The 21,930-nt window shown below is 41.3% G+C and carries 21 protein-coding genes; 7 read left to right on the forward strand and 14 right to left on the reverse strand.

Annotation, left to right across the window (positions count from 1 at the left end):
• The first annotated feature begins 256 nt into the window (after positions 1–256).
• The 3 genes from G6053_RS30360 to G6053_RS30370 all read left to right on the forward strand — a co-directional run bounded on the left by G6053_RS30360 (position 257) and on the right by G6053_RS30370 (position 4,741).
• Positions 257–2,710 carry a PIG-L family deacetylase gene (locus G6053_RS30360; RefSeq protein WP_165309511.1) on the forward strand — a complete coding sequence of 818 codons (2,454 nt, stop codon included), beginning with the start codon at positions 257–259 and terminating at the stop codon, positions 2,708–2,710.
• 9 nt (positions 2,711–2,719) lie between these two features.
• Complete coding sequence (locus tag G6053_RS30365) at positions 2,720–2,929, forward strand: hypothetical protein (protein WP_108635447.1); 210 nt, start codon at positions 2,720–2,722, stop codon at positions 2,927–2,929.
• 96 nt (positions 2,930–3,025) lie between these two features.
• On the forward strand, positions 3,026–4,741 hold the full coding sequence (locus tag G6053_RS30370; RefSeq protein WP_165309512.1) for a sodium:solute symporter: 1,716 nt from the start codon (positions 3,026–3,028) through the stop codon (positions 4,739–4,741).
• A gap of 213 nt (positions 4,742–4,954) precedes the next feature.
• On the opposite strand, the gene G6053_RS30375 is transcribed toward G6053_RS30370, so the two are convergent.
• From G6053_RS30375 to G6053_RS30410, 8 genes are all read right to left on the reverse strand, one after another.
• On the reverse strand, positions 4,955–5,815 hold the full coding sequence (locus tag G6053_RS30375; RefSeq protein WP_241254889.1) for an N-acetylmuramoyl-L-alanine amidase: 861 nt from the start codon (positions 5,813–5,815) through the stop codon (positions 4,955–4,957).
• 11 nt (positions 5,816–5,826) lie between these two features.
• Positions 5,827–6,888 carry a DUF3078 domain-containing protein gene (locus G6053_RS30380; protein ID WP_165309514.1) on the reverse strand — a complete coding sequence of 354 codons (1,062 nt, stop codon included), beginning with the start codon at positions 6,886–6,888 and terminating at the stop codon, positions 5,827–5,829.
• Between the two features lie 23 nt (positions 6,889–6,911).
• Positions 6,912–7,673, reverse strand: a complete 762-nt coding sequence (locus G6053_RS30385) for a hypothetical protein (RefSeq protein WP_108635443.1) — start codon at positions 7,671–7,673, stop codon at positions 6,912–6,914.
• A 61-nt stretch (positions 7,674–7,734) separates the two neighbouring features.
• Complete coding sequence (locus tag G6053_RS30390) at positions 7,735–8,568, reverse strand: glucosaminidase domain-containing protein (RefSeq protein WP_108635442.1); 834 nt, start codon at positions 8,566–8,568, stop codon at positions 7,735–7,737.
• Positions 8,569–8,583: 15 nt separating this feature from the next.
• The gene (locus tag G6053_RS30395; protein ID WP_108635441.1) at positions 8,584–9,105 is read right to left on the reverse strand and encodes a glucosaminidase domain-containing protein; all 522 of its coding nucleotides are present in this window, start codon (positions 9,103–9,105) and stop codon (positions 8,584–8,586) included.
• A 22-nt stretch (positions 9,106–9,127) separates the two neighbouring features.
• Complete coding sequence (locus G6053_RS30400; RefSeq protein WP_165309788.1) at positions 9,128–9,763, reverse strand: O-methyltransferase; 636 nt, start codon at positions 9,761–9,763, stop codon at positions 9,128–9,130.
• Between the two features lie 241 nt (positions 9,764–10,004).
• Positions 10,005–10,634, reverse strand: coding sequence for a GTP cyclohydrolase I FolE (gene folE / locus G6053_RS30405; protein WP_108635440.1), 630 nt, complete (start codon positions 10,632–10,634; stop codon positions 10,005–10,007).
• A gap of 28 nt (positions 10,635–10,662) precedes the next feature.
• Positions 10,663–11,076 (reverse strand): 6-carboxytetrahydropterin synthase, encoded by a 414-nt coding sequence (locus G6053_RS30410; RefSeq protein ID WP_108635439.1) that lies wholly within the window; start codon positions 11,074–11,076, stop codon positions 10,663–10,665.
• Between the two features lie 171 nt (positions 11,077–11,247).
• On the opposite strand from G6053_RS30410, the gene mqnB reads away from it, so the two are divergent.
• The 3 genes from mqnB to G6053_RS30425 all read left to right on the forward strand — a co-directional run bounded on the left by mqnB (position 11,248) and on the right by G6053_RS30425 (position 13,858).
• Positions 11,248–11,889 carry a futalosine hydrolase gene (gene mqnB, locus G6053_RS30415; protein ID WP_165309515.1) on the forward strand — a complete coding sequence of 214 codons (642 nt, stop codon included), beginning with the start codon at positions 11,248–11,250 and terminating at the stop codon, positions 11,887–11,889.
• A 123-nt stretch (positions 11,890–12,012) separates the two neighbouring features.
• Positions 12,013–12,999, forward strand: a complete 987-nt coding sequence (locus G6053_RS30420; protein WP_108635437.1) for a pyruvate dehydrogenase complex E1 component subunit beta — start codon at positions 12,013–12,015, stop codon at positions 12,997–12,999.
• Between the two features lie 103 nt (positions 13,000–13,102).
• A complete protein-coding gene (locus tag G6053_RS30425; protein WP_108635436.1) occupies positions 13,103–13,858 on the forward strand; it encodes a DUF6263 family protein in 756 nt (251 codons plus the stop codon).
• A gap of 58 nt (positions 13,859–13,916) precedes the next feature.
• On the opposite strand, the gene gcvH is transcribed toward G6053_RS30425, so the two are convergent.
• Complete coding sequence (gcvH, locus tag G6053_RS30430) at positions 13,917–14,297, reverse strand: glycine cleavage system protein GcvH (protein WP_104384777.1); 381 nt, start codon at positions 14,295–14,297, stop codon at positions 13,917–13,919.
• 100 nt (positions 14,298–14,397) lie between these two features.
• Here gcvH and G6053_RS30435 point away from each other — a divergent pair, with 100 nt between their 5' ends.
• Positions 14,398–15,594, forward strand: a complete 1,197-nt coding sequence (locus G6053_RS30435; protein WP_165309516.1) for an anhydro-N-acetylmuramic acid kinase — start codon at positions 14,398–14,400, stop codon at positions 15,592–15,594.
• Position 15,595: 1 nt separating this feature from the next.
• Here the strand turns inward: G6053_RS30435 and G6053_RS30440 are convergent, their stop codons facing one another.
• The 5 genes from G6053_RS30440 to G6053_RS30460 all read right to left on the reverse strand — a co-directional run bounded on the left by G6053_RS30440 (position 15,596) and on the right by G6053_RS30460 (position 21,746).
• Positions 15,596–16,267 (reverse strand): DUF2461 domain-containing protein, encoded by a 672-nt coding sequence (locus tag G6053_RS30440; protein ID WP_165309517.1) that lies wholly within the window; start codon positions 16,265–16,267, stop codon positions 15,596–15,598.
• A gap of 7 nt (positions 16,268–16,274) precedes the next feature.
• Entirely contained in the window at positions 16,275–17,075 is an 801-nt protein-coding gene (locus G6053_RS30445) for a phosphatidate cytidylyltransferase (protein ID WP_108635433.1), read from the reverse strand.
• Position 17,076: 1 nt separating this feature from the next.
• Complete coding sequence (locus G6053_RS30450) at positions 17,077–17,286, reverse strand: DUF2007 domain-containing protein (RefSeq protein WP_108635432.1); 210 nt, start codon at positions 17,284–17,286, stop codon at positions 17,077–17,079.
• Positions 17,261–18,184: a CPBP family intramembrane glutamic endopeptidase gene (locus G6053_RS30455; protein ID WP_165309518.1), complete on the reverse strand. Its 924-nt coding sequence runs from the start codon at positions 18,182–18,184 to the stop codon at positions 17,261–17,263. Before G6053_RS30455 ends, G6053_RS30450 begins: the two co-directional genes overlap by 26 nt.
• Positions 18,185–18,425: 241 nt before the next feature.
• Positions 18,426–21,746, reverse strand: coding sequence for a S41 family peptidase (locus G6053_RS30460; RefSeq protein WP_108635430.1), 3,321 nt, complete (start codon positions 21,744–21,746; stop codon positions 18,426–18,428).
• Positions 21,747–21,930: the final 184 nt, after the last annotated feature.

Consider the following 21,930-nt stretch of genomic DNA (forward strand, 5'->3'; position numbering starts at 1 on the left):
TATTTACTATGTTAAAGGTTGCCACTTGGAGCGAAGCGACAAAATAACTATTCTCTAAAAATTCGTTTCAGGAAAAAATATTTTAATTGTTAAACGGAAATTTCAACTTGGTTGGAATTTCCGTTTTTTATTTTTAGACGAATCTTAAGCTAACGTCCTTATTTTCCCTGATTTTCACCTTCTTTACAGCAAATAATATACATTAAAATTACAATGTGCAACGATGCGGTTTTGGATGAAATCTTTATCTTTAGGCATGCGAAAACCCTTTCTTTCTGTCATTGTTCTATTGGCCAGCATGCTGTCAAAGTCAACTGTACAAGCACAAAATCCCCAGTGGAATGCCGCCGAGATTAAGCTCAACCTGGAAAAATTGAATGTTTTAGGCTCCGTTCTGTACTTTGCCGCACATCCGGATGACGAAAATACCCGACTGATCGCCTGGCTGGCCCAGGAGAAAAAATATAGAACGGGTTATTTATCCCTGACCCGTGGTGACGGGGGACAGAATCTTATCGGCACCGAACAAGGCGTTGAATTGGGACTGATCCGTACGCAGGAGCTTCTTGCTGCGAGAAAGATCGACAAAGGGGAACAATTTTTCTCTTCAGCTTACGATTTTGGCTTTTCAAAGACACCCGAGGAAACATTTGACTTTTGGGACAAACAACGGGTGCTCGCCGAAGCAGTATGGTTGATCCGCAAATTCAGACCTGACCTGATCATAACGAGGTTTCCACCTGATGCCAGGGGTGGCCATGGGCATCATCAGGCCTCCGCAATGCTGGCACACGAAGCATTCAAAGCCGCTGCTGACCCTAAGCAATTTCCTGAACAGCTGCAATATGTAAAACCCTGGCAGGCGAAACGCCTCCTCTGGAATACCTTTAACTTTGGCGGACAGGACAATACGCGTGAAGACCAGCTCAAAGTGGACATCGGTAACTACAATGCGCTGATAGGTGCCTCATACGGTGAAATTGCCGCGCATAGCCGCTCTTCCCACAAAAGCCAGGGCTTTGGATCTGCCGCCCAACGCGGCTCTTCCATTGAATATTTTGAATATGTCGACGGTGCCCCCGCAACAGCTTCTCCGTTGGAAGCAATAGATACTTCCTGGAAACGAATACCAAATAGCGGAACGGTACAATCATTGATCGCAAAAATCAATCAAAACTATCAGATCGACAAACCGGAATCGGCCTTACCTGATCTGCTCCAGCTTTATAAAGCACTCGACCAGATCAAAAATGATTACTGGCGGGATCAAAAGAAAAAAGAAGTCGAAAAATTGATCCTTGCCTGCGGCGGGATCTGGTTTGAAAGTATCGCAAAAAACCCGGATTATGCATTAGGCGATCAGATCAATGTCGACAACGCCATTATTGCGAGACGTCCGGATGTTACGGTACAACTGGTGAAGCTCAATGGCAAAGAGATCCATAAAAATCTCGTCAGCAACCTTCTTTTAAAGGATACTATTTCGGTACGTGCGACAAACGCTACACAACCCTATTGGCTGAATGAACCGCACGCCAAAGGGAAGTTTAATGTCAGGGACTTCAATCTCACCGGTTACCCCGAAAACCCGGATCATCCAAAAGTACGCTTTGAATTAATGATCAACGGTACCACCGTCACATTTGACCAGCATATACAATATAAGTATACGGACCCTGTCCGTGGCGAAATCTATAATCCGGTCGTCATTCTGCCACAGCTCACAGCAAAGAGTTCGAGCCCACTGGCTCTGACCCAAAATGCCCGATCTGTCAAAGTAAATATTTCATTCCAAAAAAATGGACAGACACCCGCACAGTCATTTCATATAACGCCAATTGGAATAAAAGGCTGGGAAATAAATCCGGCTTCATTTGAACTGCAGTTTACCCCAGACGTCAACAGGCTATCAAAAGAAATCACAATAAGCCCTTTGAATCCGACTATTTCATCCATTGATACACTTCTTTTCCGAGTTGATCAGAAGGATAGACTAAAAGAGATAAAAACAATTGGTTATAACCATATTCCAGAGATTGTTTACTTTCCTGATGTTGCGATAAAAATGAGCAATATCAACCTGATCAATACGGTTAAAAAAGTAGCCTACATCCATGGTGCAGGAGACCTTATTCCTGAATCGCTCAGTGCAATTGGCATCAAAGTGGACATACTGACCAGTGAACAGCTTTTAAAAAGTGACCTATCGGGCTATGACGCGATTATCTTGGGTGTCAGAATCTTCAATGTCAATAAAGATATCGCACAGATTCAGAACAAGCTGTTTGACTATGTCAATACCGGAGGCACTGTCGTTGAGCAATATAACGTGAGCAACGGACTGGTTTCAAAAAATTTCGGTCCCTATGCATTCAGCCTGGGGAGAAGCCGGGTCACCGATGAACTTGCCGCCGTTCATTTTGACGAAAAAGATCCGATTTTCAATTATCCCAATAAAATTACAAAAGTCGACTTTGACAATTGGGTGCAGGAAAGAGGTTTGTATTTCGCTGAAAATATAGACAAAAGATACCGTACACCCCTCGCCATGCAAGATCCGGGTGAACCGTTGCATAAAGGGGCTCTGTTGATCGCAGACTATGGGAAAGGAAAATTTGTCTATACATCACTATCTTTTTTTAGACAATTACCCGCAGGAATTCCCGGAGCTTACAGATTATTTGTAAATTTGTTATCAAAATCAAAATAGAATATCACAATGGAAAATCAGATTGACAACAATTGCACAACGATAGATGCCGGAAAAGCAAAAGGAATCATCCTTTTGGTCGCTGTAATATTTGGTGCATTAATTGGATTCACTGCAAATGAAACATTTTTAAGTATCATCGGCGGTGCGGTTATCGGATTGATTATCGCTGCTTTTTTTAACAGTGTTATCTATCCTCAAAAGCCCTCAGATAGATAAAAATAGGATGAATAGCTGGAAACGTTACTACTGGATGGTCGTTATCTGGCTATTTATATTTATCCTTTTTCTGTACTTTTTTACGAAACATTATTCATGAGTACAGTAGACTGGGCCGTTTTATTACTAACACTTCTGTCGATTGTCGCTTATGGCATCTATAAAAGTAGAGGTATAAAAAATATTGATGGTTATCTTTTGGGCAATCGTTCTTTGCCCTGGTACCATGTAGGGCTTTCGGTAATGGCCACTCAGGCGAGTGCCATTACTTTTCTTTCCGCTCCCGGATTGGCTTACTCTTCGGGAATGAGTTTTGTACAGTTCTATTTTGGTCTTCCGCTGGCCATGATTGTACTCTGTATCACTTTTATCCCGATATTTCACAGACTTAAAGTCTTCACGGCTTATGAATTCCTGGAGAAACGCTTCGATGTCAAAACCCGCGGGCTTACCGCATTGCTATTTTTGATCCAACGGGGTATCTCCACTGGCATCACCATCTTTGCACCGTCGCTGATCATTTCCACTATCCTTCATATCGACCTGACACTAACGACCCTGATCATCGGAAGCTTTGTGGTTATCTACACCACCTATGGAGGGACAAAAGCTGTATCCCATACACAGCTACTCCAGATGAGCATTATCTTTGGATCATTGCTTATTGCAGGTATGCTCGTCATCCATTTGCTCCCGGCAGATATCGGTCTTTCTAAAGCGCTTCATATCGCCGGTAAATCGGGTAAAACCAATGCACTGGACTTTACTTTTGACCTGAATAACAACTATACGCTGTGGACGGGGCTGATCGGAGGTTTTTTCCTGCAGCTTTCTTATTTCGGAACCGACCAGAGCCAAGTAGGCCGTTATCTCACCGGTTCATCCATAAAAGAGAGTAGAATGGGACTAATTATGAACGGACTTTTGAAAGTCCCCATGCAATTTGCCATCCTGCTGATCGGTGTCCTGGTATTTACCTACTATCAATACCATCAACCACCGATTTTCTTTAACCAGGTCGAAGTACAGAAGTTGAAAGAAAGTCAATATGCTGCGCCCTATCAAGAGCTTGAACAAAAACATACGCAGCTATTCCAACAGCGTGAATCTCTCGTCAATGGCCTCAGTACTGCACTGGATAAGGAAGATCAGGGGGGCATCGAGGCCTCACGCTCGGCATTGCATCAACTGAATGCACAGATGCAGCAAGTGAAAGACAGTACACTGACACTGATCAAGAAGAACAATCCGGCAGCCGAAACAAACGATAATAACTATGTATTCCTTTCGTTTGTAACCAAAGCATTTCCGAAAGGCCTGATCGGTTTACTGATCGCCGTTATTTTCCTGGCATCCATGGGCTCTACGGCCAGTGCAATTAACTCCCTGGCTTCAACCACAACCATAGATATCTACAAACGTTTTATAAACCGCAACGCAACCGAAAGGCAGGATCTCTTCTGGTCACGTATATTTACCTTGATCTGGGGAATTTTTACCGTCGTTATCGCGCTTTATGCAAACAGACTGGGCAATCTTTTGGAAGCGGTAAATATTCTAGGGTCTTTATTCTACGGCACGATACTCGGAATATTTATCGTCGCTTTCTATCTAAAAAAAATTCAGGGGAAAGCCGTTTTTATCGCTGCGATCCTCTCTGAGATCATGGTTATTGGCATCTGGTATCTCGATAAGATCCCTTTTCTATGGCTGAATCTCATCGGCTGTGTGGCGGTAATGATAATCGCGTATTTTATACAGCTTTCGCTCAGAAATGATACCACGGCATCAAATAGGAGCAGTAATCCATAGCAACAATCCATAAAAAATAGGGTAGCGGTAAACGGCCCGTAAACAAAGACCCTGATTACGAATCGGCATTTTATTTAAAGCGGGTATTTTATTCGCCCCGCGAATATTATATGAAAAGTCCGGATTCATGGCGAATCCGGACTTTTCATATAATTAAACCGAGATACCAACCTCTTATTTGATAGCATGGATCATGATTCGCTTTTAGAAAGCCTATTGGTATTTTTTATAAATATTGTAAAGTACGCTCTTATCATACACCGTCAGCTCGGGTGTTGTGTCCCGCACGATAAATTTCCGCTTAAATGCGACGATCGCTGCCTTTAGGTTAGCGGTATCATACCCGATGATTTTAAGCGCATCACTGGCATTAAAATTATCAGGAGGGGTAATTAGTTGGCCTTCATCATACCAGATACCAAATCCTCTTTCCGCAAGCTTCTTCCAGGGGAAGAATACACTGGGGTCATTCTTGCGCGACGGAGCGATATCTGCATGACCGATAAAGTTATTGTCAGGGATCAGATAGCGTGATTTTAAAGTATCCAACACCGTCATCAGCGAATTGATCTGGGCATCTGGAAAAGGCTCCCTGCCATTATTGTCCAATTCTATTCCGATAGAGCAGGAATTCATGTCCACAATGGATCCCCACTTTGCAACACCGGCATGCCACGAGCGGACATAGTCATTCAGCATCTGGATAATCTCACCGTTGCGGCCGATCACATAATGTGAACTCACCTTGGTCCGTGGAATCTGGAATGTCTTGATGGTCTGAGCGACGCTATCTTGTGCCGTATGGTGGATAATCACAAAGTTTGGCTTGCGAACATCATAGTGAATAGCTTCTGCTTGACGCCATTCGGGGTGAACCCCGGTTTTCTGCAGGAAGATTACCTTTCTCTCCTGGGGTGTCAATTGATTTGTATCGGGCTTGACCTCAACAACTTTTTCCTCCAGGACAACTGCTGGGGCAAAAGAAGCGACCAACGGTTTGGACACAGCGGCTTGTCCCTTAGACTTACAGCTCGCCAAAGACATCAACACAGCAAGTATGATCCCAATTGACACTGGTCTAAACATTATTTTGGTAAACTATATACAATTCCCATCGCTAACGACTGGCTCAACTGAACTCTTGAAATAACATCCGGATCATAGATCATAATGCCGTTTAGATTGACGTTGATTACCCGGGTCACTTTTGCTGTTACGGTAACATCCAGACGATGGGTCGGATCCGAAATCTTCTCATAGTCCGCGAAGAGATTGTAACGTGCCTTCACATTCAATTTATCCGTAAAGTTCTTATCCAGGTTGCCCGTAAGCTGGAAAGCGAGTGCATTCGCAAAAGAACGGTCTTCTTTGACACCAAATCGTTCCCCTGTTCCTTTACGGAGATTACCTTCACCCTCGGGCTTGTTCATGTCAGGTAAAAGATAATAACCATATTTATCATAAAATCCCTGTACCGAACGTGGTTTTACACGCTCATCCAAAATAAAGGTCTGCCGTGCGGTACCTGTACCAAAACGTAACGAAAACTCATTGCTTGGCTTGTACTCAAGACCGAAGGATTCGGTCAAATAGGCCGGGGCCATAAATGCATTTTCTATATAGTCTATTGTATCCCTACCATTTCTAGTCATATATTTATAACCCGCATCAAATTGCGATTCAAAGGTAACCGATGTAAACAAAGCCCAGTTTGCCGACAATTTATAGGATAACTTGTTATCCCAAAATATCCGGTCATTGTTCTTTTTAGCGATATTATTCGTATTCTTGATCTTACCGTAACGAAGGTCTACCTCGGTCACAAAATTAAAGTTGTCCCGCGTATAGTCTGATTTATGATTGGCGTTGAGGCCAACAGCGATGGAACCGACACCACCACCTTTCCAGTTATCATTAAAGGATGCCTGGTTTAAATTGATACCAAACTTGGTCCAATGCTTCCAGTAATCTACTTCAAGATTGAGCTTGGGTACCACCGGACGAATGGTTTTGATATTTAAAGGTTGCTCTTTTTGTACAGAAATTATGGTATCTGGTTTTGCTCTAAGATCCTTCAGATCCTGTGCCCTTATGCTCGTAAAAGAAAGGCAAAGCATAGCCATGCCCACAAAATTGAATAATTTCATTCTGAAAACGTCTATTTTTTTGTTTACGGTACTAATTTATAATTAATTGTTGGAAAAGGCTCTATAAAATATTGCGAAGGGTTCAATCGGTAACGTGAATAGCAGTCTTTGATGTAATTTGTTACTTCGTAATCACTCGCCGCCAGAATGAAAAAATAGGACGGTCTAAATATTCGTCTAAATTTTTCGGCTTCCTCAAAACTGAGTCCTGTAACTTTACTGATGAGTTCCTTCGTAAATTTATAATCAATCACATTCTCCTTATAATCGTTTTCTATGGTTTTAGTTAGCCTACGCGCTCTTTTAGCCTCTTTGCTAAATAAACTATAAATGGAGTTTATACTCAGTCCTGCTCCGGTAGGACCTACTGAAAAGACGTCTCCATACCCCGCCAGGCGGTAGGCTTTCTCATAATCTTCCTTTGCTTTCCTCAGAATTTCTTCGGGGCTCTTTCGTGCGGACACCTGAACCTCATCAATGTAGATTGATTCACGCAATAAATGAAACAGCAACAAACCTTTATTGTCAACGGAAAGGGTGTCTGAAAAATAGCCTTTGCTCATAGCGACAACCTGATCACCTATCCGGGCAGAAAAGTCAAATTCGCCTTTAATATTATTATAGATTACTTCGCCTGTGCGGAGATTGGCGAGCTTCACATTTCCGATACGTTGTTTGGTGTTTTTGTCAAATACGATACCTTCAACTCTTTTTTCCTGACAAAAAAGTAGCGGGATACAGCCGAGGATGGCCGAAAATAAAAAAATATATCGTAATAGCTTCACTTTCGTAAAACTACTATATCGCCATACAAAACTGAAATATTTAACATCTTTTAAAGCGTAACTATTTAGATATAACCAATAGCTGTCCTAAGGACAATGCTTCATCTGTTAAGTCATTTAGTGATTTGATCTGTTCGACAGAGACATTATAGCGTTTGCTCAGCGAATAAAGGGTATCCTGTGCTTTTACCTCGTGAATACGCATCGCCACGGGGCTTTTGATTTCTTCGGTCTTGACCACAGCAGGAGGGGCCTCCTGAACCTGTTGCACGATTTCCTCTTGCACGGTCTCTTCACGTACCACCTTCTCCTTCGGCGTCTCTCCCCGGTCATACTGATCAAGATGATATCGCTCGATCATTTCTATCAATAAATCCGGGTAACGGGGATTGGTTGCATATCCCGCAGCTTTAAGCCCTTTGGCCCAGCCTTTGTAGTCATTTTTGTCCAACTTGAACAAACCTGAATAACGGGGACGTAGCAGGAATTCGGAATGATCCTTAAACGATTGCTCGGGATTATCGTATACACGGAAGCAGTCGTTGATATTATCGTCGGGGCGGGTCACGGATTTACCTTTCCATACACCACCGCACTTAATACCGAAATGATTATTTGCTTCACGCGCCAGGTAGCTGTTACCATTGCCAGACTCCAACAGGGCCTGCGCAAGTTTGATACTGGCCGGAATGCCATATTTGTTCATTTCTGCAATTGCGATATCTTTATAATGAGCAATGTAGTCATTTCCTGCCATGGAAGGCCGACCTGAAGAAGAAGATGAAGAAGTTTTTGAATTGGAGCCGGATTTAGCCGATGATAATGTGCCTCTCCGGCTTGAACATGATGTAATCAACATCATGAATACAATCATGCCATAAAAAAACTTCTTCATGCAATACTTTCGTGCTTATTTTTTTGTAGACGAGAATTTATTTTGCTTGGAATCATTATCAAATACATCAAGATGATATAGTTTAATCGTCTTAAGTACCTTCGCTGTCCAGTCTCTACTTGTAGAATACCCCGAACGAGCAATTGCCTTTACCCAAGCTTCATATTTTTCTCCCGGATGTTTTTCAAAAAGGCTTTGAGTAGTCTTTTTTCTTTTTACTATTCCTACAAAGTCATCATATGAGTCCAATACAGACCGATAACCTTTGTAAGCTGACCGAATAACGGTACTATTGTTTCTTCCTTTGACACCAAAATGGTTATTCAAATTCTTTGCTATCCTGCTACGCCCATTTCCGCTTTCATGCATAGCGATGGCTAGGATAACCGATGCCGGAACGCCATGTTCCTCCATCATTTCTTTTGCTATTGGACTGTACTTATCGACATATGCCGCACTTTGAGCTGAAACTTTTGAAATCCCAAAAGTTGCTAAAGCCAGTAACAGTACAAAGCTTTTTAATTGTTTTAAATTCATGAAGAATGTTTTAGTTCACAAATTACTTCTTGCGCAATGCAAAAAGTCCGTCTCGAATCGGTAGTATTACCTTTTCTACGCGCTTGTCCTGAGCTAAACGTGCATTCAAATCAATGATCTGCTTTGTTTGGTTGTCTGGTTTTGAATCCAACACCTTACCTTTCCATAAGACGTTGTCAATCAAAATAAGTCCCCCAGACGGAACTTGATTTATTATCGTTTCGAAATAATATAAATTCCTCTTTTTATCAGCGTCAATAAATACCAGATCGAATGTTTCGTTCAATGTGGGTATAATCTCTGCTGCGTCACCAATATGATATCGGATCTTATCCGCGAATTCAGACCCATCAAAATACCCTTGGACTCGTTCCTGTTGCTCTTCATTGAGATCAATGGTATGTAATATCCCATCCTGTTGAAGACCCTCCGCGAGACATAATGTTGCATATCCCGTAAAAGTTCCGATCTCCAAAATACGTTTTGGAGCAACCAATTTACTCAATAAAGAAAGAACTCTTCCCTGGTAATGACCAGATAACATATGGGGCATTGTTTCCTTCAAATATGTCTCCCGATTTACCCTTTTCAGTAACGAATTTTCTTCGTCTGTAGTATGTTCCAAATAGGACTCTAAATCGTTGGCAACAATTTCCATAACCACAAAGGTACCAAAAAACATTTTTATGATAAAAATATTTTTTTATAAAAAACTGATAAACAGCATGATATAATTATCGGTTTGTAAAGAGATTTTTTAGCGACTAGCCTTAAAAGCCCAAAAACGCACTATCCCCATTTTTTGATTTTTGTATTTCTTTCCCGATTTCATCAAAAAATAAGCCCTCGTGAAGACGTGCTTCGCGAGGGCTTATTTTTATTATTTAGCGATAAAAATACTAAGCAAGATCGGCTGTGATCAAGCGTAAAAATTCGGAGCGTGTTACGTCATTTTGAAATGCGCCTGTAAATGCGGAGGTCGTCGTAACGGAGTTTTGTTTTTGTACCCCACGCATAGCCATACACATGTGTTTGCACTCCATCACCACAGCGACTCCACGGGCGCCCAAGGTTTCCTGAATACAATCTCTGATCTCATTGGTAAGACGTTCCTGTACCTGCAGACGACGGGCAAAGATGTCCACGACACGAGGAATTTTACTCAAGCCTACAATATGACCGTTTGGGATATAGGCAATGTGTGCCTTGCCAAAGAATGGTAACATATGATGCTCACACAAGGAGTACACTTCAATATCCTTTACAACCACCATCTGGCTATAATCTTCCTCAAACATGGCTCCTCTAAGCACTTCTGCAGCATCAATATCATATCCATGCGTTAAAAATTGCAGGGCTTTAGCGACACGCTCAGGAGTCTTTACCAGACCTTCACGCTTGGGATCTTCGCCCAAACATTCCAATATATCTGTATAATGAGAAGCGATGCGATCTACTTTTTCAGTATTGTATTTGTCGATCTTAATATATCCATCCAACTCTTCGCTGTCAAATGAGTGTTGACTCATAGTTTCTACTATTTAAATGTATTAAAGATTAATCGCCAAAATATTCGACGTAGTTATTTTCGGTTTCATGCAAACGTACACTATGCAATGCAACTCCTTCTTCCTCAAAAAGCGGTTTGAGGATTTTGAATATCTCAATAGCGATATTTTCTGTAGAAGCCATGACGTCTTTCATAAAATCAACATCCAAATTGAAATTACGATGATCCACTTTGTCAATAATGTTGCGGTTGATAATTTCTTTCATGATCTTTAAATCGATCAAAAAACCAGTTTCGGGATTTACTTCCCCCTTGACCGTGACAAAAAGGTCATAATTGTGCCCATGCCAATTTGGATTAGAACAAAGCCCAAACACCTGTTCGTTTTGTTCATTGCTCCAATCTTCACGATACAGCTTATGTGCTGCACAAAAACGTTCACGACGAGTTATAAATATCATAATAATACAAAGATACGGCTTTAAGGCCAATTTTAACATTTCTATTTTAGTAATGCCGTCAGAATAGGGTAATATAATTGACGGAGAAAGATCCTCCGCTGATTTTTACATCAAAGTACCCGAGACCTGCTCGATAATTCGTAATTTTCGCATACTATAAAGAAGTTCATCATGAAAATATTAATCGTTTCTGCCACGCAATTCGAAATTCAGCCTTTTCTGGAGGTTGCCGCAAATTACCCCGACTGTGACACAATAATCACAGGTGTAGGAATGGTGGCAACAGCATTTGAATTAGGAAGGGTGCTGCACGAGAATAAATATGACCTCCTTATAAATATAGGTATTGCGGGCTGCTTGGACCGCAACCTGAAAATAGGCGCGGTTGTACAGGTCATCTCAGAATCGTTGGTCGAATTGGGGGCGGAGGATGACCAACAATTTATTCCGATCGAACAATTGGGTTACGGAAAATCCAAATTTCAATCGTCTTTGCTTCATGGTGAAAATATAGTGCTTCCGTTTTTACCCCAGGGGCAAGGCATCACAGTAAATAAGGTACACGGGAATGCAGATACAATTGCAAAACTTCAACAGCTCCACCCCGACAGCTGTATCGAGAGCATGGAAGGCGCTGCAGTTTTCTTTGCAGCGGATAAAATGGATCTCCCGGTGATCGAGCTTCGGGGCATCTCCAATTATGTGGAAAAAAGAAACCGTGCCACGTGGAACATTCCGCTGGCAATAATGAATAGTAATAAGGCACTTATCCAAACATTGGATTTCTTGTCGGACTTATTTTCCAAAATTTAATACAAAAGTCATTTACTTATTAAAAAATGACATAAAACTATACAATTAGGCTGGTCAAATCTTCAAAATATCAATTTTAAATAGTAGATTTGTAATCTAAAAATTGACACTATTTTACAACTGATGAGAGAAATACAATTCAGAGAAGCACTTCGTGAAGCGATGAACGAAGAAATGCGTAAAGACGACAAAATATTTTTATTAGGTGAAGAAGTTGCTGAGTATAACGGAGCTTATAAGGTAAGCCAAGGTATGCTCGATGAATTCGGTGCAAAACGTATCATTGATACACCTATTGCTGAACTTGGTTTTGCTGGTATCGCTGTTGGTGCGGCAATGAACGGTCTAAAACCGATCGTTGAGTTCATGACATTTAACTTTTCACTTGTTGCGATTGACCAAGTTATCAATGCTGCTGCAAAAATCCACTCCATGAGCGGTGGACAATTTTCTATCCCTATAGTCTTCCGTGGCCCGACAGGAAATGCAGGTCAGCTAGCAGCACAACACTCTCAAAACTTTGAAAACTGGTTTGCAAATACGCCAGGATTGAAAGTGGTTGTTCCTTCAAATCCTTACGAAGCTAAAGGTTTATTGAAATCTTCAATTATTGATCCAGATCCGGTTATTTTTATGGAATCTGAGGTCATGTACGGCGATAAAGGCCAAGTTCCTGAAGAAGAGTACTACCTCGAAATCGGAAAAGCAAATATCATCCAGGAAGGTACTGATGTTACTGTTGTTTCTTTCGGTAAAATGCTCCCTCGTGTTGTAATCCCTGCTGTTGAAGAATTGAAAAAAGAAGGCATCAGTGTAGAATTGATCGATTTGCGTTCTGTGCGCCCAATTGATTACCCTACGCTTATCGAATCTGTTAAGAAAACAAACCGTCTGGTTATCGTAGAAGAAGCTTGGCCTTTGGCATCAATCTCTACGGATTTGGCATTTAATGTGCAACGCAATGCGTTTGATTATTTGGATGCTCCTGTTATCCGTGTGAACTGTGCTGACGTACCTCTTCCTTATGCGCCAACCTTGATCGAAGCTGCTTTACCTAGTGTAGAAAAAGTGGTTAAAGCCGTGAAAGAAGTATCTTATATCAAAAAGTAATTCCGTTACTTTTCGAAGCAAATAAAAAACCCTTTTACTGATGTAAAAGGGTTTTTTTATATATTTATTTGTCCTGTTATTCAATAACACTAAAATCCAATAGATGAAAACACTAAAAACAATGGCTTTGACTGCTCTATTTGCGTTTATAGCCCTATCTGTATCCGCACAAAAAAAATACACCCTACGGGTAAATCCGGACGAGGGCAAGAAAATAGCGCAAAATGTGATTATGGCAATGGACATCGAAACCGGGGAACAGAAGATTGTGACCGATTTGACGATGGGGTTTGATATTACAAACACAGCCAAGAAAGACAACTCCTTTCTATTTGAGCTTGTCTATACAGGCATCAACATGAAAATGAGCGGAGAAGCCATGGAAATGACCTATGATTCCAAAAATCCCGAAGCCAATGAATTTTCAAAACAGATGCATGCTACTGTAGGCAAGCTAGTGGATAGTAAAATAGGCTTTTCGATAGATCAATTGGGAAAATCTTCGGATATACAATTGCCTGAAGGTGTCAATCTGCCTTTCGATCGAAGTATGTTTGAAAATATCAGCACCGTATTACCTGAACAGGCCATTGCTGTTGGCGAATCATGGAGTTCAAAAACCGAATCGGAAGAATCAGGCTTACTAATTGAAAACAAAATGACACTCGCCGAAGTGAATGAGCAGGGATATAAAGTAAATGTGGAAGGAAAAATGTTTGGATCGGACGCAAAGCAGGTGGGTAGTATTCAGGGATTTTATGTATTGGATAAAAAGAGCTGTCTGACTAAAATAACAGAGATGACAAGTGATGTCGATATGCCGGAGGCAAAGATCAAGACGGTCATAAAATGCCAGTAGATGGCAACAAAAAAGGGGCTTAATTTTAAAATTAAGCCCCTTTTTTATTACACCGATATTAAGCGTTGATTTCTTCTTTGTATTGATCCGCAGATAATAATGCATCTACATCAGCTGCATTATTCAATTTAATACGAACAATCCAGCCTTCACCATAAGGATCAGAATTCACCAATTCAGGAGAAGCATCAATTGCATCATTAACCGATAAAATTGTAGCTGCTACAGGTAAAAACAGATCAGAAACCGTTTTTACAGCTTCGATTGTACCGAAAACTTCATTTGCGGCAACTTCTTCACCTACAGTGTTAATGTCAACAAAAACGATGTCACCCAATTCACGTTGAGCGAAATCGGTAATCCCTACAACTGCTTCATCACCTTCAACACGAATCCATTCGTGATCTTTGGTGTATTTCAATTCTGCTGGAAAATTCATTGTATCTAATTTTTTGATTTTTAATGCCGTGAAGTTACAAAATATCTTCAATTGTCAAAAATGTTATAATGAATATCATTTTTGTGTTTATTTTTAAGCTATGAATCCTCAAATCGAAAAACTTTATCAGATCGGCCTAAAAAAAGAGCGCTTTATTATTGGTCTGATGTCCGGAACCTCATTAGACGGCCTTGATATCGCATTATGCCGTATTGAAAATGCCGGAAATACGACCAAAATCAGTTTGGAAAAGTTTATCACAATGGACTACGAGGATATTTTTAGAACCAAAGTCCGTGAAATATTCGCAAAAAGAACCATCGACCAGCAGCTATTTTCGGGCCTTAATGCATACATAGGTATCACCCATGCGAATTTGATTAATCAAGCACTCAAAAGCTGGAACATTTCAGCTGCTGAAATCGACTGTATCGCCAGTCATGGACAAACCGTCTACCATGCACCGCAATCGCTGACAAAAGACCTTAATTGGCCTAACAGTACATTACAGATCGGTGATGGAGATCATATCGCTATACATACGGGCATAATTACGCTCTCAGATTTTAGGCAGAAACACATCGCTGCCGAAGGAGAGGGCGCGCCATTGGCAGCCTATGGCGACTACCTGCTTTTTTCTCACCCTACTGAAAACAGGTTCTTGCTAAATATAGGCGGCATTTCTAATTTTACCTTCATACCAAGTCATCAAAGTCAACTGGAGGCTTATGCAACGGATCTGGGCCCGGGAAATACCATGATGAACCAGTATATGAAAGCGCATTTTGACCTAGAGATGGATCAAAACGCCACGATCGCAAAAAAAGGAAGTGTCAATAAGGACTTGTTGGAACAGCTTCTGGCCGAAGAATTCTTAGCCTTGCCGTTTCCCAAAACTACAGGACCGGAACTGTTCAACCTAACTTACCTAAAAGAGGCTCAAAAACGTTCAGATACAGTAGCGCTTCCGCATGAGGATGTCATGGCTACACTCAATCGCTTTTCGGCTCAGGCCATGATCAACGGCATACGCCGGCAAGCAGCAGGATTACCGAACGTCTCTGTATATATCAGTGGCGGAGGATTACATAATCCTTTGCTTTTTGACAGTATCAAAGCCAATCTGCCCGACTGCAAAGTAGAAAGCTTCGCCAACCTGGGGATTGACCCAGATGCCAAGGAGGCTGTTCTCTTTGCTTTATTGGCGAATGAAACCCTCGCTGGAACAAGATCTAATGTTGAACACATTAAAAACTCTCCGGCGGTTTGTATGGGCAAAATTAGCCTGCCAGAGTAAACTACTCACTTTCTATCGCCTCTTGTAAAAACTCCTTGAACGGTAACATCTTTTTATAAGAGGCGCTAATATTATCCAGCGCATTTTTGTTTGACAGGTCTTTAATGGTCAGGGGCTGATCCAGAACAAAGCTTTTTAGCTTGATAAAATCAATATGGGGATTGTCTTCACCATAGCCGGCAGGAGCACGCTTAAGCAGATCTTCTTTGAACAGCGTTATTTTTCCATCATCCAAGGCTCCGTTGAGAATTTTTGCCAAATGCTCACCATTATAGTCAATTTCCTGTCTTATCGCTTCCAGATGAGGTTTCTCCGGCCGCCAATAACCACAGGCAATAAATGAATTTTCAGCACCGATATGAATATAGTATTCAGGACCGTGCAACTTCCTTCCGTCAACAGATATCCCAGCCCCAAACCAAGTCTTATAAGGGGTTTTATCATTTGAAAAACGAGTATCTCTATAGATACGGAACAGACATTTGTTGGCTTGAATGGAGGTATTTATTTTGGGGTCAAATTCACTCAGCGCAGCTATTAAATCGGTTAGAAAACTCCGGACATCCGCTAATGCAGACTCATATTTCTCGCGGTTCTCCGCAAACCATTCCCTTGAATTATTTTCCTTTAATTCTGTCAAAAAATCAAAGGTAGATTTTTGAATGTGACTCATAATGCTGTTAACTGATTAAAATTAAGAAAACGTAGACCATGGGCGCAGCCAATAATAAACCGTCAAAACGGTCCAAAAAGCCACCGTGCCCCGGTAAGATACTACCCGAATCCTTGACATGTAAGCTCCTTTTTAACATTGATTCAACCAGATCTCCCAATGTTCCAACAATACTGATGATCATGGCAACAGTGATCCATTGCCATAAGGGCAGACTTCCAAAATATTTCTCCAGATTTATAGCGACTACAATAGCCAAAATGAAGCCGCCAAAAAAACCTTCCCAGGTCTTCTTTGGAGAGATACGCTCAAAAAGTTTATGTTTACCAAAGCTCCGGCCGGCAAGATATGCGCCAGTATCATTGGTCCAGAGCAATATTAAAAAACCAAGGGGAATATAATGGTTATAAACGCCATTGATAAAACCCAGCTTTGCAAAAAGAAAGAAGGGAAATGTGACATAGCAGATACCCAAAAAAGTATAGGCGATATCATTAAAGGGAAAACTTCGCTTTTGAAAAAGTGAAATAATATAGGTTAAACCGATCAATGGCGTAATGAGCCAAAGAAATTTAGGTTCCAAAAGATCCATAGCCACCATAGATCCTATAGCAAATCCAGTAATGGCCAAAATGATTCCCAAGGCCTTATTGGGCGCACGCTCTTCGGACGACACGATACCATAAAACTCATACAGACACCATGCACTTAACAGCGTAAAAAAGATACTGTATAGGTATGGCCCGAATAAAGTGGATGCCACCATGACAACTACAAAAATAGCACCGGTTATCGCTCTTGTCTTCATCTTAATTCGCTCCCTCTGCTTCTTCAATCAATCTTTCGGCAGTTTCAACCGAGTTTTCACTAACATATAGTTCTATTTTTCCAAACAAATAGGAAGAATCCTGTTTATTTAATGCCACGGCCGGGATACCATTCTCTTCCAGCATCTGTTTTACTATTTCAGCCTGAATAGCATTTGTATATGTTTTAATTTTCTTCCAATCGTTCTCCATGGTTTCCTTTTTGTGTTGACAGATAAAATAAGAATACAAAAATAGCAGTAAAAATGAAGCCTACAACATATATCCACCAAGATTGCAGCTCAAATGCATTGATTTCTTCATAACTTTTACCATTTCGTGTGTAATAAAAAGACATCACCGTCGCTCCGGCGTTATTGACGAAATGACCAAAAATAGGTAACAGAATATTTTTGCTCCAGACATAGAGATAACCGAAAAATGCCCCCAGCAGCATCCGTGGTATAAAACCAAAAAACTGCAGGTGTATGGCGCTGAAGACGATTGCAACAATCCAAATGACAACATGAGGATTGGAAATCCACCTGCCGACGATATTCTGGAGGACACCGCGGAATAAAAGTTCTTCGCCTATGGCCGGTATCAGCGCCAAAACCACCAGATTAAACAGAAATCCGAAAAAGCTGGTTTCCACGATAATTCCTTTGATCAGATCTCCTGATTCTCGCTCACTGCGCTCCATCCAAACCTGCACGGACCTCATATTATCCGGCAGCTGTAATGATTCGTTCCAATGTCCGATTAGACTCATCAGCGGCATAAAAGCAAGCATGGCAAAAAAGATATAGGCAAACTGCTTTGCCTGTGGCGCGTATTCTTGTTTAAAATAAGTGATTCCATACCCCTCACGTGTATGCATCAGATATGCCGGTACAACAAAGGACCCCAGACTACTCATCAACAACAAAAAACGCATTTCATTTGCGGAACCTTGCATGAGGGCAGCCAATGAAAATACCTGTCCTGTAAATTTGTAATAGAAAAAGAGCATAAGGATACCGATGACCTGCGAGAGAAAGGTAAATCCGATGACCAACAGGACCAGACGCAATAATGATTGAAATGGGGAAGTAGTTTGCTCGGGATACATAAAATTTTAAATATGTTTTAAAGATAACAATAAAAGCATGCCACTTTATACATTTCGCTGCAATTCAATAAGACATCCCTGACCGGATCAGTGGAAAAAATGGTATTATGAAAGGCTCCGGATCAGTTGGAAACACTAAAAAAATAAGTATCAAAATCCAGTAAATAGCGCTGAGATGGAATATAAAAAAGGTTCCGAAATAATTTCCGGAACCTTTTTATACAATATTGATATTGATCTATTAATTTACCCGTATCGGATCTGCTGGTTTTTGTAGATTTTTGTAAGGGTAGGTTTTCATTTCTTCCAATAAAATCTTCACCGTTCTTTCCAATTGTGGATCACGTCCTTCTAAGAGATCCTTCGGTAATTGCTCTACAAATATATCCGGAGCGACACCCTCATTTTCTATAATCCAGTTACCTTTCAGGTCGTATACTCCAAAGTTTGGCGAGGTAATGCGTCCACCATCCAACAACGGCGGATATCCGCTGATACCAACCAGAATACCCATCGTAGTGCGGCCAACCAGCTTACCCAAACCTTTGAAGCGGAACATATAAGGCATCATATCACCTCCTGAACCCGCATTTTCATTAATAATCATCGCTTTTGGCCCGTAGATACCATTGCCCGGCGTCGTAAATCCTTTGCCATCACGGATCCCCCACCCAGCAATTAATTCACGGGAAAGTAAGTCAATGACGTAATCGGCTACCCAGCCACCACCATTGTTTCTTTCGTCCATCAGAAGGGCCTTTTTATCCATCTGAGAGAAATAATAACGGTTGAAGTAGGTGTATCCCTCCGGACCGGTATTTGGCATGTATACGTAAGCTATTTGTCCATTGCTTAGCTGATCCACTTTCTTGCGGTTACGTTCCACCCATTCCATGCTGCGCAAACTCATTTCATCTGCAAAAGAAATCGGTTTTATAACGACTTCGCGGGCGCCAACAAGCGATGGTTTGGAATTAATTCTTAACGTCACTTGTCTGCCTACTGTATTATCAAATAAACTATAGATATCCTTGTCTTCCGTTAATTCAATACCATTTACAGCGACAATGTAGTCACCTTCTTTGATATTCAATCCCGGTTCTGCCAACGGCGCTTTAAAAGAAGGATTCCATTCCAGGCGTGTGAATACCTTCGCGATCTGGTAATAGCCATTTTTGATCGTATAGTCGGCTCCTAATACGCCCACCGACACGGATGGGGTAGAAGGCTGGTCACCCGGATAAATATAATTGTGTCCAACAACCATTTCGCCCATCATTTCATTCAATAAATACCCCAAATCAGAACGATGGTTAACAAAAGGGAGAAACTTCTCATATTTGGCCTTCATGGCTTTCCAGTCAGCTCCATGCATATTCTCCACATAGAAATAATCTTTCTGCATTGCCCAGACTTCATTAAAGACCTGCTTCCATTCTGCGACAGGATCCACCAATTGTTGAATACCATCCAATTTGATAACACCTGCAGTCGGGGAGGCAACTTTCTGTCCGGCCGTCACAATATTATAACCGTTGGCTGTCTGATATAACATCTTCTTGCCATCGGCACTGATCACAAAACTACGGGCATTCTCCACCAATGTTTTATTTTCCAGATCTTTGAAATCATAGGCTCCGATGGTACCTCCACGCTGATACGTCAACTGGTTTGGAACCAGCCCGTTCAGATTCCAATAAGTACCTACCGGCAAAGGTAAAGCGACAATGCGATTCTCAATACGGTCAAAATCTACTGGAATGGTTTTGTCCTCAGGCTTACTGGCCGGAGTTTCTTCTTTTTTATCCTTTTTCGGTGCCTTTTTATCGTTTTCTTTTACGCGTGCTGTTTTGCTGCTTTCTTTTTCCGCAGGTTTGTCCGCTTTATCTTCACGGATCTGCTCTTCGTCACTTTCGTTCTTAAAGAAAGAAGGGGTTTTACTTGACAGGATGAAAGCATACACGGCATAGTCAACATTACGTTGTGTAGCCGACATGTGCAGACCAGAATTGGTCAATCCTGTATTGGTACTTGCTGTAAAGAAAAGATATTTCCCATCCTGTGAAAAAGCAGTGCTACGAACAGAACTCATGCCATCTGTAATCTGCTGCGTTTTCTTGGTATCCAGATTGTACATAAACACAGCCGGTACGCCGTTTTCTAAGGTACGTGTAAATGAAATCCATTTGGAATCCGGAGACCAGCTCGGTTGAAAATGATTCGAAACTCTGCCGGTTTGGCCGCTCAGTTTATCGTCCGCAACCTTCACTATAGCCTTAGATGCGATATCAATATAGTACAAATTGAGATGAGCATCGTTATAAAACAGCTTCTTCGAATCCGGAGACCATGTAGGTTCAAAATAAAAATTGGTCTCGCCCAGATTGAAATATAGCGGCTGATCCTTTCCAAACTGATCCACTAAAACGAGCTGATAAGAACCGTTCTTATCTGAGATATAAGAAACCCATTTTCCGTTGGGCGACCAATCCGGAAAACGTTCGTGTGACCCCGGCGAATTCGATAAATTGCGTGCTTCACCTTTCTCCTTGGGTACGGTGAAGATCTCGCCCCTAGATTCAAATAAAGCACGTTGACCTGTGGGAGACAGGGTCGCATAACGAATGTCGTCCTTGATATTTTTATAGAAAGGACGCTTAAACATAGCATCCGTATTGACACTAATGTGAAGGGCGGTTACCTTATTATTGTTTGTTAAGTTTAATGTATTCAATACACCCGCGTATTCAAAAATCAATTCATTACCGTTTCCATTTAGCGAGCGCACATCGTAATCTTTGAAATCAGTCAGCTTTTCAACTTTCTTTGACTTGGTATCGTAACTGAAGATGTTGACTATTTTATCGCGATCCGACAGGAAATAAACCTTATTACCTAACCAAAGAGGCTTCACATCGTTGCTTTTTACCTGGGGAATTGCTTCTATTTCTTTTGTTTTTGTATCAAAAATCCAGATGGTAGGTGTACCGCCACCTCTATAGCGCTTGAAAGCCACGCGATCCCGCTCTGTGGGATCGGTATTTTTGATATAGGCCCAATAGCGTCCGTCCATGGAGGGGCTACCCTGTGTTGCTTCAGGCATCAATAAAGCCTTATCCATACCCAGTCGCTGAATATTAGAACTGTATAATCGTGGGCTTAGTGCATAGGTAAAATCACGGGATGTCGTATAATAAACTTCATCATTGTTCAGCCAGCCACGTAATACATCCGAAGAAGGATGATAAGTAATGCGTTGCGGTTCCCCTCCTTCAATAGGAAGAACATACACATCTGTATTACCGTCATAATTGCCCGTAAAAGCAACTTTCTTGCCATCAGGAGAGAACATCGGGTTTTGTTCGACACCAGGATTTGTTGTCAGACGTCTCGGATTTGCACCGTTCTTGTCTGCAATCCAGATATCTCCACCATACACAAAAGCAATATTACTGGCGCTGATACTTGGATTTCGGAGTAATAAAGTTTCCTGGGCTTTGACCTGTAGAAATGAAGTCCCGATCAAAAATGCAGCAATAAACTTAAAATGAGTTTTATTCATAAATGCTCAATGGTTAAAATTAATATGCAAAGCTACTATTTTGTTCAGTACAATGCTCGGCATATCATATTCATAAAAATATAAAGGTTACAACTTACTCTACAAAGCTACTATTTTGTCCAATAAATCACATCGTATATCAACAAAGTTGCATAAAATATACTATATAAAAAAAGCCCTGCTT

Source organism: Sphingobacterium sp. DR205, from assembly GCF_011064245.1.
Lineage (GTDB): Bacteria > Bacteroidota > Bacteroidia > Sphingobacteriales > Sphingobacteriaceae > Sphingobacterium > Sphingobacterium athyrii.